This window comes from Dolichospermum compactum NIES-806, assembly GCF_002368115.1.
GTDB classification, from domain to species: domain Bacteria; phylum Cyanobacteriota; class Cyanobacteriia; order Cyanobacteriales; family Nostocaceae; genus Dolichospermum; species Dolichospermum compactum.
The window spans coordinates 15,769-28,607 of record NZ_AP018316.1 but is presented as its reverse complement, the minus strand read 5'-3'; the positions used below and the strand labels follow the sequence as shown (position 1 = coordinate 28,607).

11 protein-coding genes and 1 pseudogene are annotated in these 12,839 nt (G+C 39.8%); 10 read left to right on the top strand and 2 right to left on the bottom strand.

Features of this window, described 5'->3' with window-relative positions; genetic code table 11:
- Nucleotides 1–10: 10 nt before the first annotated feature.
- Both CA730_RS00125 and mtnA read right to left on the bottom strand, forming a co-directional pair.
- Entirely contained in the window at nt 11–1,069 is a 1,059-nt protein-coding gene (locus tag CA730_RS00125; protein WP_096662518.1) for a hypothetical protein, read from the bottom strand.
- 678 nt (nt 1,070–1,747) lie between these two features.
- Entirely contained in the window at nt 1,748–2,785 is a 1,038-nt protein-coding gene (gene mtnA, locus CA730_RS00120; RefSeq protein ID WP_096662516.1) for an S-methyl-5-thioribose-1-phosphate isomerase, read from the bottom strand.
- A gap of 325 nt (nt 2,786–3,110) precedes the next feature.
- On the opposite strand from mtnA, the pseudogene CA730_RS26300 reads away from it, so the two are divergent.
- From CA730_RS26300 to CA730_RS00070, 10 genes and pseudogenes are all read left to right on the top strand, one after another.
- Nucleotides 3,111–3,687 (top strand): annotated as a pseudogene (locus CA730_RS26300) (hypothetical protein).
- A 68-nt stretch (nt 3,688–3,755) separates the two neighbouring features.
- Entirely contained in the window at nt 3,756–4,121 is a 366-nt protein-coding gene (locus CA730_RS00110) for a ferredoxin thioredoxin reductase catalytic beta subunit (RefSeq protein WP_096662514.1), read from the top strand.
- Nucleotides 4,118–4,510, top strand: a complete 393-nt coding sequence (locus CA730_RS00105) for a DUF309 domain-containing protein (RefSeq protein WP_096662512.1) — start codon at nt 4,118–4,120, stop codon at nt 4,508–4,510. The genes CA730_RS00110 and CA730_RS00105 overlap by 4 nt, the downstream gene beginning before the upstream one ends.
- Before the next feature lie 267 nt (nt 4,511–4,777).
- Nucleotides 4,778–5,272 carry an LptA/OstA family protein gene (locus CA730_RS00100; protein ID WP_096662510.1) on the top strand — a complete coding sequence of 165 codons (495 nt, stop codon included), beginning with the start codon at nt 4,778–4,780 and terminating at the stop codon, nt 5,270–5,272.
- A gap of 27 nt (nt 5,273–5,299) precedes the next feature.
- Nucleotides 5,300–6,028 carry an LPS export ABC transporter ATP-binding protein gene (gene lptB / locus CA730_RS00095; protein ID WP_096662508.1) on the top strand — a complete coding sequence of 243 codons (729 nt, stop codon included), beginning with the start codon at nt 5,300–5,302 and terminating at the stop codon, nt 6,026–6,028.
- A gap of 120 nt (nt 6,029–6,148) precedes the next feature.
- On the top strand, nt 6,149–7,264 hold the full coding sequence (locus CA730_RS00090) for an LptF/LptG family permease (protein ID WP_096671170.1): 1,116 nt from the start codon (nt 6,149–6,151) through the stop codon (nt 7,262–7,264).
- Between the two features lie 98 nt (nt 7,265–7,362).
- Nucleotides 7,363–8,037 carry a response regulator gene (locus CA730_RS00085; RefSeq protein ID WP_096662506.1) on the top strand — a complete coding sequence of 225 codons (675 nt, stop codon included), beginning with the start codon at nt 7,363–7,365 and terminating at the stop codon, nt 8,035–8,037.
- Nucleotides 8,038–8,306: 269 nt separating this feature from the next.
- Nucleotides 8,307–9,959: a SpoIIE family protein phosphatase gene (locus CA730_RS00080; protein ID WP_096662504.1), complete on the top strand. Its 1,653-nt coding sequence runs from the start codon at nt 8,307–8,309 to the stop codon at nt 9,957–9,959.
- A 3-nt stretch (nt 9,960–9,962) separates the two neighbouring features.
- Nucleotides 9,963–10,388: an ATP-binding protein gene (locus CA730_RS00075; RefSeq protein WP_096662502.1), complete on the top strand. Its 426-nt coding sequence runs from the start codon at nt 9,963–9,965 to the stop codon at nt 10,386–10,388.
- Between the two features lie 155 nt (nt 10,389–10,543).
- A complete protein-coding gene (locus CA730_RS00070) occupies nt 10,544–12,733 on the top strand; it encodes an HAD-IIB family hydrolase (RefSeq protein ID WP_096671168.1) in 2,190 nt (729 codons plus the stop codon).
- Nucleotides 12,734–12,839: the final 106 nt, after the last annotated feature.

The following is a 12,839-nucleotide window of genomic DNA, read 5'->3' as shown; positions in this document are numbered from 1 at the left end:
ATAAAATATATCAATACTCCTGACTTTCAGAACGTCGCTCAGGTATTTTATTAAAATCAGACTCCATAGTTGTTTTTACGGAAATAATCCCCATGTCCACATTCCGCCATTCTTTGTCCACAGGTTCACCATTCCATGCTGTCCATTCCACCTGATAACCTTGCTGTTGAAACAGTTCAATCACATCAAAAGTCCGACTAGAACAGGAAGAATCACCTTCTTCATCATGAGGACCAGCTAAATCAATTTGTTGACCATCAAACTGAATTCGCATTTGCGTATTTACTCCCTCATGGGTTTCGATATTAATAACTACATCACCATCATTAATTTCCGTAATCTTGGCAACATAACCAACTTCTTGCCAAGATGCTACTAAATTTTTTGCCGCAGTATAAACTTGCTCTGCTTGAGATTCATATCTACTAATTTCTTGATGGAAATTTTCTATATCTTCATCAGAAATATTTTGCCAACTATTACACATTCCATTGATTTTGGTTTGTAATTGTTGAGTAATATGATTAGGAAGACTTAACTGTAAATTATCGAGTCTAGATTGCAGAAATTCAAACTGTTTTTTCCACTCTACTTTGAGTTGTTGAATTACCTGAATCCGCGCATCATCTAATGTTTGCAAGTAGGTTTGAGCATCAGTTAAATTATTATTTTGTAATGCCCTTTCCGTCTTCTGAATAGCTTGTTGCACACTTGCTGATTCCAATAATTGCCGATCAATCAAAATTTGATATTCTGATTTAATCTTTGGTAATTGCATTTTTAGATTCTGCACTTGTCTTTGTGCATCCTGAGATAAGGCTTGATTTACCTCAGCATTTATTAAGTTAACCTGTTCAGGTTCTTGAACAACAATCTTTTTTTTAGTAGCACCAGAACGAAATTGAGCAATTTTTTGTTGTATATCTTGCTCTCTTTTGATAGCAGTTTCCCTTTCCTGACGCTGACGTTCTTGATATGCTTGCAATGCAGAAGCTACACCATCAAATAAACTGGGTTGTGATGCGGTAGAAATACCAGCAGTGACGTTAAATGTTTTTTGTCCACTCATAGTTCTTACTTGATACACTTTATTGCTATATGAAGTAAATTTTAACTTATATGGTGGTATTTTAGACAGTTTTGTTCTGTTTTTTACCGCTAAATTTATTTGTGTAGTTAGGGAACATGGAAATAAGGCACAAAGAAATATATGTACCAATTTTTATTAAAATGGAGGGTTAAATTTATATAAAGAACTCCACAAAAGAGATGAACTGCTTGCAGCAGCACCTCGCTATCCAATCTTGTGGGATGTGGGATGGGCATCTTGCCCGTCCTTGTATTATTAGCGGGCAAGATGCCCGCACCACAAGAAATTTTGGGATATTTTTTTAATTGGAAGTCTCTATGGGTTTAGAGGTTGTTTGCAAAGTTTTAGGTTGTGATTTTAGCTTAAACAACAGATCCCCCCTAACCCCCCTTAGTAAGCTACGGTGTACACACAAGTTATCGAATCACCATTATTCCTCAAATTACCCCACCCTAACCCTCCCCGATGCTTTGGGGAGGGAACTAATTTTTCCGGTTTCCCCCCAAAGCATCGGGGGCATTAAGGGGGGTAATTTAACTTGTGTGTACACGATAGCTTTTTAAGGGAGATTTAGGGGGATATAAAAATATTTGATACACCATGAGGGACTTGTTTATTCACCCTCTTAGCATTGCTAAACCCTCGTCACTGTCAAAATTAAAGCACCTTTTTAGCCTTTAATAAATCCCCTGGCAGAAAAGCCCCATTTTCCGTAATAATGGCGGTAATTAAATCCGCAGGTGTGACATCAAAAGCCGGGTTATAAAATTCCACACCTGGAGGAGTGAGGATAGTTTCACCTATTTGATATATTTCCCCTGGGTGACGTTCTTCAATGGGAATTTGACTACCATCAGTTAATTCAAAATCTACTGTAGATAAAGGTGCAGCTACAAAGAAAGGAATATTATGAGCTTTTGCCACAATAGCTAAACTATAAGTTCCGATTTTATTAGCAGCATCGCCATTAGCAGCTATTCTATCAGCACCCACAACTACAGCATCAATTAAACCTTGTTTCATGCAGTGGGCAGCCATATTATCAGTAATTACTGTCACCGGAATCCCTTCTTGGACACATTCCCAAGTGGTGAGTTTTGCACCTTGTAACCGGGGACGAGTTTCGTCTGCATATACTCTGGCTAAACGTCCTTCTTTCCACGCAGAACGGACTACACCTAATGCTGTACCATAACCAGCGGTGGCTAAAGCGCCAGCATTGCAGTGAGTGAGTATAATTAATCGGTCTGGAGTCTTCGGTAATGCGGCTAAACCATGATCACCGATCGCTTGACAAGTTTGCAAATCTTCGGCATTGATCTTTTGGGCGGTTTCTAAAAGGGCTTGTTTAATTTCTGCGACTGTTCCCAAGGTTTCATAGGCTGTTTGCATCATTCTGCCAATTGCCCAAAACAAATTTACCGCAGTGGGACGGGTAGAACGCAACAAATTAGCTACTATTTCCAGTTTAGCTAAAAACTCTTGGCGCTCGCTGGTTTCAATTTCCCTTGCCCCCAAATACATTCCATAAGCCGCAGCCACCCCAATCGCCGGCGCACCCCTCACAATCATGGTTGTAATGGCTTGTGCCATATCTTCACTGCGGTGAATCTCCACCACTGTATATTCATTAGGTAAGCGAGTTTGATCAATCAGTGAGACTGAATTATTGTGCCAAATAACGGGATAAACCATATTGTCAGTTGTTAGTGGTCAGTTGTCCGTTGTCAGTTGTAATGGATGACAGGGAACTTTTAGATATAGTAATTCTCAATCATCATTAAACAAATTTATTCCCTATTGCCTATCGCCTGTTCCCTGGGAGCATCCCAATTTTACAAAAATAAGCTGGCGATTAGAAATCACGGCTACACAAACAAAGTCCGCCTACGCGGACTAGGAAATTTTCAACCCACGCAGGTGGGTTTTGCCTGTGTAGCAGTGACTTCCAGTCGCCTGGATTCTATATTTTGGAATGCTCTCTGTTCCCTGTTCCCCCAAATTAAGTTAAACAAGAAAGATGAAAATTACTAAAAAAATCAACAACTGGCTAGAAACCCATGCTGCTGCACCTGCTTATGGCGGTTGGGTGTTGGCGGGAATCTCCGTGTGTTATTTGGGTGCAGGGATTAATACTATGGCTGGCTGTATGTGATTAGTGGGGTTAGTTTTGCGCTTTTGGGGGTGTCGGCTTTTGTTGCGATCGCTGCGTCCCTATCGCATCAATGATCCTACCCGGTTGATTTATTGGCGGACAAGCGCTCGTTATGGAGAATTGCGAGTCCGGGAATTAGAAGTAATCACCGGAGGACAAGAAATTCTTATCGCCATAGATAGTTCCTTCCAATGGCAACAAGAATTATTTAGCCACCAACCCCACCGAAAAAAACAGCTTACCACCAGATCATTGCCCCCTCATTTGGCTAACCCAAAACTCTTTCACCACATCTTCCTTACCTCCGGTTAGTCGTTGGCTACTGTGGCAAAATCCAGAATCAGCCACACCAAACCTCATTAATCGGGAATATCCTGGCATGATCGTCCAAAACGAACAAGAACTACAACCCCAACTCCAAAAAGCCCTCAGTTTATTTTGAAGCGATTTCTCACACTGAGCCTGATGTACAATGCAAAGAAACATAGAAATTTATAAACAGCACAACCAATGGTTACATCAGAAGTGAATTCAAAATCCAGCGATAAAAGCCTAGAAGCAATGCGGCATTTTTCCGAACAATACGCCAAACGGACGGGAACATACTTCTGTTCTGAACCTTCCGTTACCGCAGTCGTCATTGAAGGATTAGCCAAGCATAAAGACGAACTCGGTGCGCCTTTGTGTCCTTGTCGTCACTACGAAGATAAAGAAGCCGAAGTTAACGCCGCTTTTTGGAACTGTCCCTGCGTACCCATGCGCGAACGCAAAGAATGTCACTGTATGCTATTCCTCACACCTGAAAATGAATTTTCTGGTGACAAACAAGAAATTTCTCTCGATTGTATTAAAGAAGTTCGGGATAGTATGGGATGAGCGAAATCATGCCGGAAGAGTTTTGGCAAGGTGTAGAACAGTTCAATGCTGGACAGTTCTACGCTTGTCATGACATTCTTGAAGCACTCTGGATCGATAGTATCGAACCAGATAAAACTTTTTATCAAGGTATTCTCCAAATTGCTGTAGGACTGTATCATCTGGGTAATCATAACCAACGGGGCGCAATGATTCTTTTAGGCGAAGGTAGTAATCGTCTTCGGCGTTATCTACCTAGCTACGGCGGTATTAATGTGGAAGAATTACTAACTGAAAGTGTGGATTTGTTAAAAACACTACAACAAGAAAGCCTAGAAACAATTGCCAATAGCGAACTAGCTCAAAATCAAGTTAGGCTTTTACCGATTATTTCCCTGTCTAAACTATGATTTCTGGGATTTTGATGATTTGTTTGATGATTGTCTAAACTATTATTTTTGGGATTTTGATGATTTATTGAATGAATTTGATGAATCTTTTGTAGATGTGTCAAACTTGATAACTCGCTAACAAGCAACAAATTTTTGCGAGTTATGATCAAGTTTTCTTGAAGCGAAACTTAAAGTTAAAAAAAACCGTCCATTTCTGCCATAGGACTAATATTTTATTTCCCTGTTCCCTGTTCCCTGTTCCCCGTTCCCTATTCCCTAGCTTCTATGATACCTCGTTATCAATTACTAAAATCACGGATACGCCGCTTAGGATTAGCCTTAGCACTGCCAATTTCCCTTGTAGGTGTTGGAGGATTGCCCACCCAATCGCAACCCGCCACAGCCCAATCTGGGGGAAATCGTCCCCTGACTATTCGCTCCGATACCCAAGAATATGACGCGAAAACCCAAGTAATTACTGCTCGTGGTAATGTGCAAATGGTTTACCCGGCTCGTCAAATTCAAGCCACATCTGCTCAGGCTCAATACTTCAGTAAAGAAAAACGGATTGATTTCAGTGGTAATGTTTACATTTTACAACAGGGTAGCAATAGTATTCGTGCCGAAAAAGTCACTTATTTAATTGACGAAGGCAAATTCATCGCCTTACCCCAATCTAACCGTCAGGTAGAATCTATATATATGATAGAAGATTCTAATCCTACTAGACAAACTACGAAACCGGCCCCAAAAACTCCAGCCCTAAAACGTTCTAATTAGCATCTACAATCTAGACCAAATCCCATAGTGAAAATTGTTTTAGAGAATATTCACAAATCCTACGGTAAACGATTAATTGTGAATCGTGTTAGCCTTTCCGTTAGCCAGGGGGAAGTTGTCGGGTTACTTGGTCCTAATGGTGCGGGGAAAACGACAACATTTTATATTGCCACAGGTTTAGAAAAACCGAATCATGGCAAAGTGTGGTTAGATAATTTAGATATTACTAACTTCCCCATGCACAAAAGAGCTAGATTAGGTATTGGCTATTTAGCTCAAGAAGCAAGTGTATTTCGTCAGTTGTCAGTGCGAGAAAATATTCTCCTAGTATTTGAACAAACTCAAGTTCCCAGGAGAGAATGGAGACACAGACTACATACCTTATTACAAGAATTTCGCTTAGAAAAGGTAGCTGATAGTAAAGGGATTCAACTTTCGGGTGGTGAACGACGACGCACAGAATTAGCCAGAGCTTTAGCAGCAGGTAAAGAAGGCCCCAAATTCCTGTTTTTAGATGAACCTTTTGCGGGAGTTGATCCCATTGCTGTGTCTGAGATTCAAGAGATTGTTAGTCAATTGCGCGATCGCGGTATGGGCATCTTAATCACCGATCATAATGTCCGCGAAACCCTAGCAATTACAGATCGTGGTTATATCATGCGAGAAGGACAAATTCTGGCTTTTGGCAACTCCGACGAACTTTATAACAACCCCTTGGTGCGACAATATTATTTAGGTGATAATTTCGCAGTTTAAACTTTGCGCCTTTGTGTCTACCCTGCGGGATATCTAAGAGAGATCGCACGAAACATAATCATGATATCTAAACAAATTAAACCCTTCTCCAATTTAATTTCCATATTTTCATTTTCTATCATGGATCGCTATTTAGCGATGCAATTAATTTCACCATTTTTATTTGGTGTTGGTGCATTTACTTCTGTAGTTTTAGCAATTGATAGTTTATTTGAATTACTGCGAAAGGTTGTAGAATCCGGGCTACCTCTCAATATCGCCCTAGAGATTTTCCTCTTAAAGCTACCTTATGTCATGGTGTACTCTTTCCCCATGTCCACTTTGTTAGCTACTTTAATGACCTATAGTCGCCTTTCTAGTGAAAGTGAATTAATCGCTTTGCGTGGGTGTGGTGTTAGTGTTTATCGCATGGTTTTAACGGCTGTGGTGTTAAGTTTTGCCGTCACGCTCATCACTTATTTATTCAATGAGCAAATTGCCCCCGCCGCCAATTACAAAGCCACTATCACCCTAGCAGAAGCTCTCAAATCAGACCAACCTTCCTTTAAACAACAAAATATTTACTATCCTGAATATCGAGAATTTAAAGAAGCAGATGGTACTCGAAAAAAGATCCTTTCTCGCTTATTTTATGCTGACCAATTTGACGGTAAGCAAATGAACGGGTTAACAATTATAGATCGTTCCCGAGGCGGTGTTGATCAAATTGTTGTTTCCGAATCAGCTAAATGGAACACTCAAAAACAAGTTTGGGATTTTTACAATGGGACTATCTATTTAGTAGCGACAGATCGCTCATATCGGAATATTTTACGCTTTGAACATCAGCAATTACAACTTCCCCGCACGCCTTTAACCTTAGCCGAAAGTAGTCGAGACTACGGCGAAATGAATATTTCTCAAGCTCTAGAACAACTAGAAATAGAACGTTTAGGTGGGAACGATCAAAAAATTCGCAAACTGCAAGTACGAATCCAACAAAAAATCGCCTTTCCCTTTATTTGCGTTATTTTTGGCTTAGTTGGTTCAGTTATGGGTAGCATCCCTCAACGCACTGGACGGGGGACAAGTTTTGGTATTAGCGTGATTGTAATTTTTAGTTACTATTTGCTCCTATCCGTCTCTGGAGCATTAGCACAAGCTGGTATACTTTCGCCCTTAATTGGTGCTTGGTTGCCCAATTTATTTGGATTAGCCACAGGTTTATTTTTGTTATTGCGAGTAGCCCGGCGTTAATATACAGCAGTAGTCAGGAGGAAGAAAAAAGAAAGAGGCAGGAGTAATAATTTAGTCAACAAAAAGTTATATTATTTAGTATCTAGCAGCATTTGTATATGAGTAAAATCCGCACTGTCATCATTGAAGATCATGGACTCACTCGATTTTATATTTGCACAGCATTACAACGAAAAGACGAAATTGAAGTAGTTGGACACACTAACAATGCCCGTCATGGGTTCATAATGTTAGAAAAACTACAGCCAGATGTGGCGATTGTGGATATAGGTTTACCAGATCAAGATGGAATTGAATTAACCAGGACAATAAAAGCGAACCATCAACAGTTATTCAATACAAAAGTATTAATTTTAACATCATCTGATAATGAAGAATCTGTACTTTCAGCCTTTAGAGCTGGTGCAGACTCCTACTGTATGAAAGATATCAAGTTTGATAACTTACTAAATGCTATCCGGGTAACTGCTGAGGGAAATCCTTGGATTGATCCAATGATTGCCCGAATTATTGTCGAAAGGGCCAAGCAGAAACCAAATTCTGTCAAATCCCATGATCATAAACAACTTGTTAAAGTCGGTATTCTCTCAGACAGAGAATTAGAAGTGATAGAATTGATTACCAAAGGTTGTAGTAATAATGATATCGCCAAGAAACTTTATATTGCCAGGGGAACGGTAAAAACCCACATTGGCAATATTATGAACAAACTAGGAGCTAATAACCGTACCCAAGCAGTAGTAATTGCTATGCGTTCCGGCTTAGTTACATAAATTGTATTTAACTAGTACAGCTTGGCGTAAATAAATAGACCATTAAATAGCTAGTACAAAACGGCGTAAATAAACCAACCATTCTAAATCCTCCAAAAGCCTATAATGTCTTGATTTTGACTTTTGACTTTTGACGAACGCCTTGCGGTACTAGGGTTTAGTCAGCAGTCAGAAATCGGGAAAAAAGAAGAGGAAATACAAAAAGTTGAAACTTTCTCTTATTTACCACTCCGTATTCTATCTGATAGTTATTAAATTAAGGACACCTTATGGCTGGAAAAAAGTTAGATAAGCTCAAGCTCATGGTCGTAGATGACGAGCTAGATAACTTAGACTTACTCTACCGCACATTTTGGAAAGATTTTAAAGTTTATAAAGCTAATAATGCCACTGAAGCCTTAGCTATCTTAGAAAAAGAAGGTGAAATGGCTGTAATTATCTCCGACCAAAGAATGCCCGAAATGAACGGTAGTGAACTATTAAGTCTGACAGTGGAGAGGTTTCCCGATACAATTCGGATTTTGCTCACAGGTTTTACTGATGTAGAAGATTTAGTAGATGCCATTAACTCAGGTCGAGTATTTAAATACATTACAAAACCTTGGAATCCTAACCAACTCCAAACATTAGTTAATCAAGCTGGTGATACCTATCGCTTAGTTAAAAAACGAGTAGCAGAATTATCCCGTGCCTTGCGACAGGAATCTTTATTTAATGCTGTAACAACAGCAATTAGAGAATCTTCAGACTATGACAATATGCTGCAAAAACTCGTTAATACAATTGGAGAAACATTTGCGGCTCATTATTGTTTAGTCAAACCAGTCGAAGATGATTTACTAACCGAAAAGCAATTTTGCTATCAAAATTCTCAATCTAAAATCTGTGATTTACTTCCAGACCTTAGTGATTTAATTGCCGAAATTTTCCAGACTCACCATTATCAAATAAAAGACGATATCTACGAAAATATCCCTTGTCAACATCTAGTTGTCCCACTCATTTATCAACAACATTTACTAGCTATTATTGCTATTTGTAAATTGGGAAGTGATCACATTTGGCATCAAGAAGATATTCAACTTATTACAGGTGTAGCAGAAAAAGCAGCCTTAGCCCTTTCCCAAGCCAAACTTTATCAGAGTTTGCAAGAGAAACAACTACAAATTCACCTAGAGTTGGAAGTAGCTCGTCAAATTCAAAATAACCTATTGCGGCAGACTTTACCAGAAATGGCAGGTGTCAAAGTCCAAGCTTGTTGCTATCCAGCACGAGAGGTAGGCGGTGATTTTTTTGAGGTATTTGTTCATCCTAATGGTGATTTGTGGTTAGCACTTGGTGATGTTTCTGGTAAAGGTGTGCCAGCAGCTTTATTTATGGCTAGTACGATTTCGCTGCTGCGGCGGGAACTCTGTCAAGAAGTACCAGTAGAGCCAAATGTCATCATGCAGAATCTGAATTCTGCCCTGAGAGACGACTTAATGAGCAGCAATTATTTTATCACAATGGTTTTAGCCCGTTATCACCCAACTACCAAAGAACTAGTCTATGCTAATTCTGGACATATTTATCCCTTTGTCTGGTCAAAGCAAGCGACTTTGAATGATTCTCCTCATTATCTGAAAATTCGCAGTATTCCTTTGGGAATACTACCTAAATGGCAGGCTGAATCCGGTCGTTTGATTCTTTCTTATGGAGACACATTACTCCTGGCTAGTGATGGTATCACAGAAGCAACTGTCTGGGAAACCTTAGATAGTTCGATAACAAATCATCGTTCTGTGCTTAATCAAGTAGGTCTATGGGAACTTATAAAAAAACAGTCCCAACCCCTTAATATTGATAATCTATTAGCTTTTATTCAAACCAATAACAATGTTCAAGAAGATGATCAAACTATACTGTCTTTAGAGGTTTTATAGGTTATGAAAAGTGAACTTCATGTTCCCAGTGACCTAAGTTTTATCAATATTGTAGAACAATGGTTATTAGGATGCTTACAATTGCAATTAGGGGAATCTGTTGATTGGATAAAACAATCAATTCGCTTACGCTTGGTTTTAGTGGAAGCATATTCTAATGCTGTGCGTCATGCCCATAAAAACAAACCTGGCTTAACAATTTTATTGCGGTTAGAATTGAAAGACCGAGATTTATATATAGAGATTTGGGATTATGGTGAAGGTTTTGATTTATCTACTTACTTTCCTCCCAATCCCACAGAAAAGCAAGAAGGTGGTTATGGTTGGTTAATTATGAATCGGCTGATGGATAAGGTAGAGTATCAATTACAGGTGAATGGCGCTAATTGTCTGAAACTAGAAACAACTCTCCCAGAACTACTTCCGTAGGTTGTCAGTGGTTAGTTGTCATTGGGAAAACTCTTTCTCCCCCCCTACTTCCCCTGTTCCCTGTTCCCTGTTGCCTGTTTCCTGTTTCCTGCTATAACTATAACAAATCACGCAAAAACGTCTGATTTATGGCTAATTATAGAGGAATCAACACTGTGTCAAACAACCCAGGGTTGTACATTTTGCTCGTCAGCGTTCATGGTTTAATTCGTGGTAACAATCTAGAGTTAGGGAAAGATGCTGACACTGGTGGACAAACCAAATACGTGGTAGAACTGGCTTGCACATTAGCTAAAAATCCCCAAGTCGCAAGAGTTGATTTAGTAACCCGGTTGGTAAATGATCCCAAAGTTAGCCCTGATTATGCTCAACCAGTCGAAATTCTCGCAGATAAAGCCCAAATTATTCGCATCGCCTGTGGTCCCAAACGCTACCTCCGCAAAGAAGTTCTTTGGCCACATTTAGATACATTTGCAGATGAATTACTCAAACACATTCGTAAAATCGGCAAAATTCCTCATGTTATTCATACACATTATGCTGATGCTGGATACGTAGGTTCTAGGGTTGCGGGTTGGTTAGGCATACCTCTGGTTCATACAGGTCACTCCTTGGGACGCATTAAACAACAAAGATTATTAGAACATGGAACTAAACAAAAAACTATTGAGGAAAATTTTCATATTAGTACAAGAATAGAAGCAGAAGAAATCACTCTGGGAAGTGCAGCTTTAGTCATAGCCAGCACTCATCAAGAAGTTGATGAGCAGTATAGCGTTTACGATCAATATCAACCTGAACGCATGGTAGTCATCCCTCCAGGTGTCACCTTGGAGCGTTTTTATCCAGCCGCAGATAATTGGCAAAATCCGCCTATTCAACAGGAATTAGAGAAGTTTCTTAAGGACATCCAAAAGCCTATAATTATGGCGATTTCTCGCCCAGCTATCCGTAAAAATGTCAGTAGTTTAATTAAAGCTTATGGGGAAGATCCCGAACTGCGAAAATTAGCTAACTTGGTGCTAATTTTAGGTAAAAGAGACGATATTTTGGCGATGGAATCGGGTCCGCGTCAGGTATTTTTGGAGATATTGCAATTAATAGACCGCTATGATCTTTATGGTCATGTTGCTTATCCTAAACATCATCATGCAGATGATGTACCAGATTTATATCGGCTGACAGCGAAAACCAAAGGAGTGTTTATTAACCCAGCTTTGACAGAGCCATTTGGACTGACATTAATTGAAGCGAGCGCCTGTGGTGTACCGATCATTGCTACGGCTGATGGTGGTCCAAGGGATATTTTAGCTGCTTGTCAAAATGGATTATTAATTGATCCTTTAAATATTCAAGATATCCAAAATGCTTTGCGAACATCGCTCACAAATCCAGCACAATGGCAACAATGGTCTAAAAATGGCATGATTAATGTTTGCCAACATTTTTCTTGGGATAGTCACGTAGAGCATTATCTCGAACAAGTTCACCAATTATTGCCCCAAAAACGCATTCAATCTCTGTTAAGTCCGCTTGTTAAATCCCCCGCAGATGAACATCCCGATTGGAATATATCAGAGACTAATCACTTACCAACGGCTGATCGGTTTTTGGTATGTGAAATTGATAATACTCTATTAGGTGATGGGGAAGCTTTAGCAAAATTAATTGAGAGGATTCGTGATCAAGGGAATACAACTGGATTCGGTATTGCTACAGGGCGTAGTCTGAAAAGTACCTTAAGTATGTTGGAAGAATGGCGCTTCCCCATGCCAGATTTGCTGATTACATCGGCAGGAAGTGAAATTTACTATGGTCCGCAAATAGTCACTGATACAAGTTGGAAAAGACATATTTCTTATCATTGGCGACGGTCAGAAATTCGGAAAGTGATGCAGGATATTCCTGGGGTAGAATTGCAATCGGCTGATGCTCAGGGTAAGTTTAAGGTTAGCTATTTTGTGGATGAGGCAAAATCACCTAGTGTCCGCGAAATTATCCGTCGTTTGCGCCAACATCGTCTCCATGTGAGGGGATTTTATAGCCATAATATGTATCTTGATTTATTGCCTATCCGAGCTTCTAAGGGGGATGCTATTCGTTATGTGGCTCTGAAATGGGGGTTGCCGGTGCAACGCTTTTTGGTGGCTGGAGCTTCGGGTAATGATGAATCTATGTTAGCTGGTAATACTTTGGCGGTGGTGGTGGGAAATCACAGTCAGGAATTGGAAAAGCTGCGCGGTTTACCACAGATTTACTTTGCTGAAGGAAATTATGCTTGGGGGATTTTGGAAGCTTTGGATTATTATGACTTTTTTGGGAACTTACAGCAATTCTCGATCTAATAAAATAGAATTTTGGGCGCAGGCCCTGCGCCTCTACGGGTTTGTGTTTAACTAAATATAGAACCCCTCTCCAAACCTCTCCCTAACCCTCTCCTAAGAGGAGAGG

Bases quoted from the DNA above. Each gene is read 5' to 3' on its own strand.
- CA730_RS00125 (WP_096662518.1), bottom strand. From the start codon at position 1,069: ATGAGTGGACAAAAAACATTTAACGTCACTGCTGGTATTTCTACCGCA.
- mtnA (WP_096662516.1), bottom strand. From the start codon at position 2,785: ATGGTTTATCCCGTTATTTGGCACAATAATTCAGTCTCACTGATTGAT.
- CA730_RS00110 (WP_096662514.1), top strand. From the start codon at position 3,756: ATGGTTACATCAGAAGTGAATTCAAAATCCAGCGATAAAAGCCTAGAA.
- CA730_RS00105 (WP_096662512.1), top strand. From the start codon at position 4,118: ATGAGCGAAATCATGCCGGAAGAGTTTTGGCAAGGTGTAGAACAGTTC.
- CA730_RS00100 (WP_096662510.1), top strand. From the start codon at position 4,778: ATGATACCTCGTTATCAATTACTAAAATCACGGATACGCCGCTTAGGA.
- CA730_RS00090 (WP_096671170.1), top strand. From the start codon at position 6,149: ATGGATCGCTATTTAGCGATGCAATTAATTTCACCATTTTTATTTGGT.
- CA730_RS00085 (WP_096662506.1), top strand. From the start codon at position 7,363: ATGAGTAAAATCCGCACTGTCATCATTGAAGATCATGGACTCACTCGA.
- CA730_RS00080 (WP_096662504.1), top strand. From the start codon at position 8,307: ATGGCTGGAAAAAAGTTAGATAAGCTCAAGCTCATGGTCGTAGATGAC.
- CA730_RS00075 (WP_096662502.1), top strand. From the start codon at position 9,963: ATGAAAAGTGAACTTCATGTTCCCAGTGACCTAAGTTTTATCAATATT.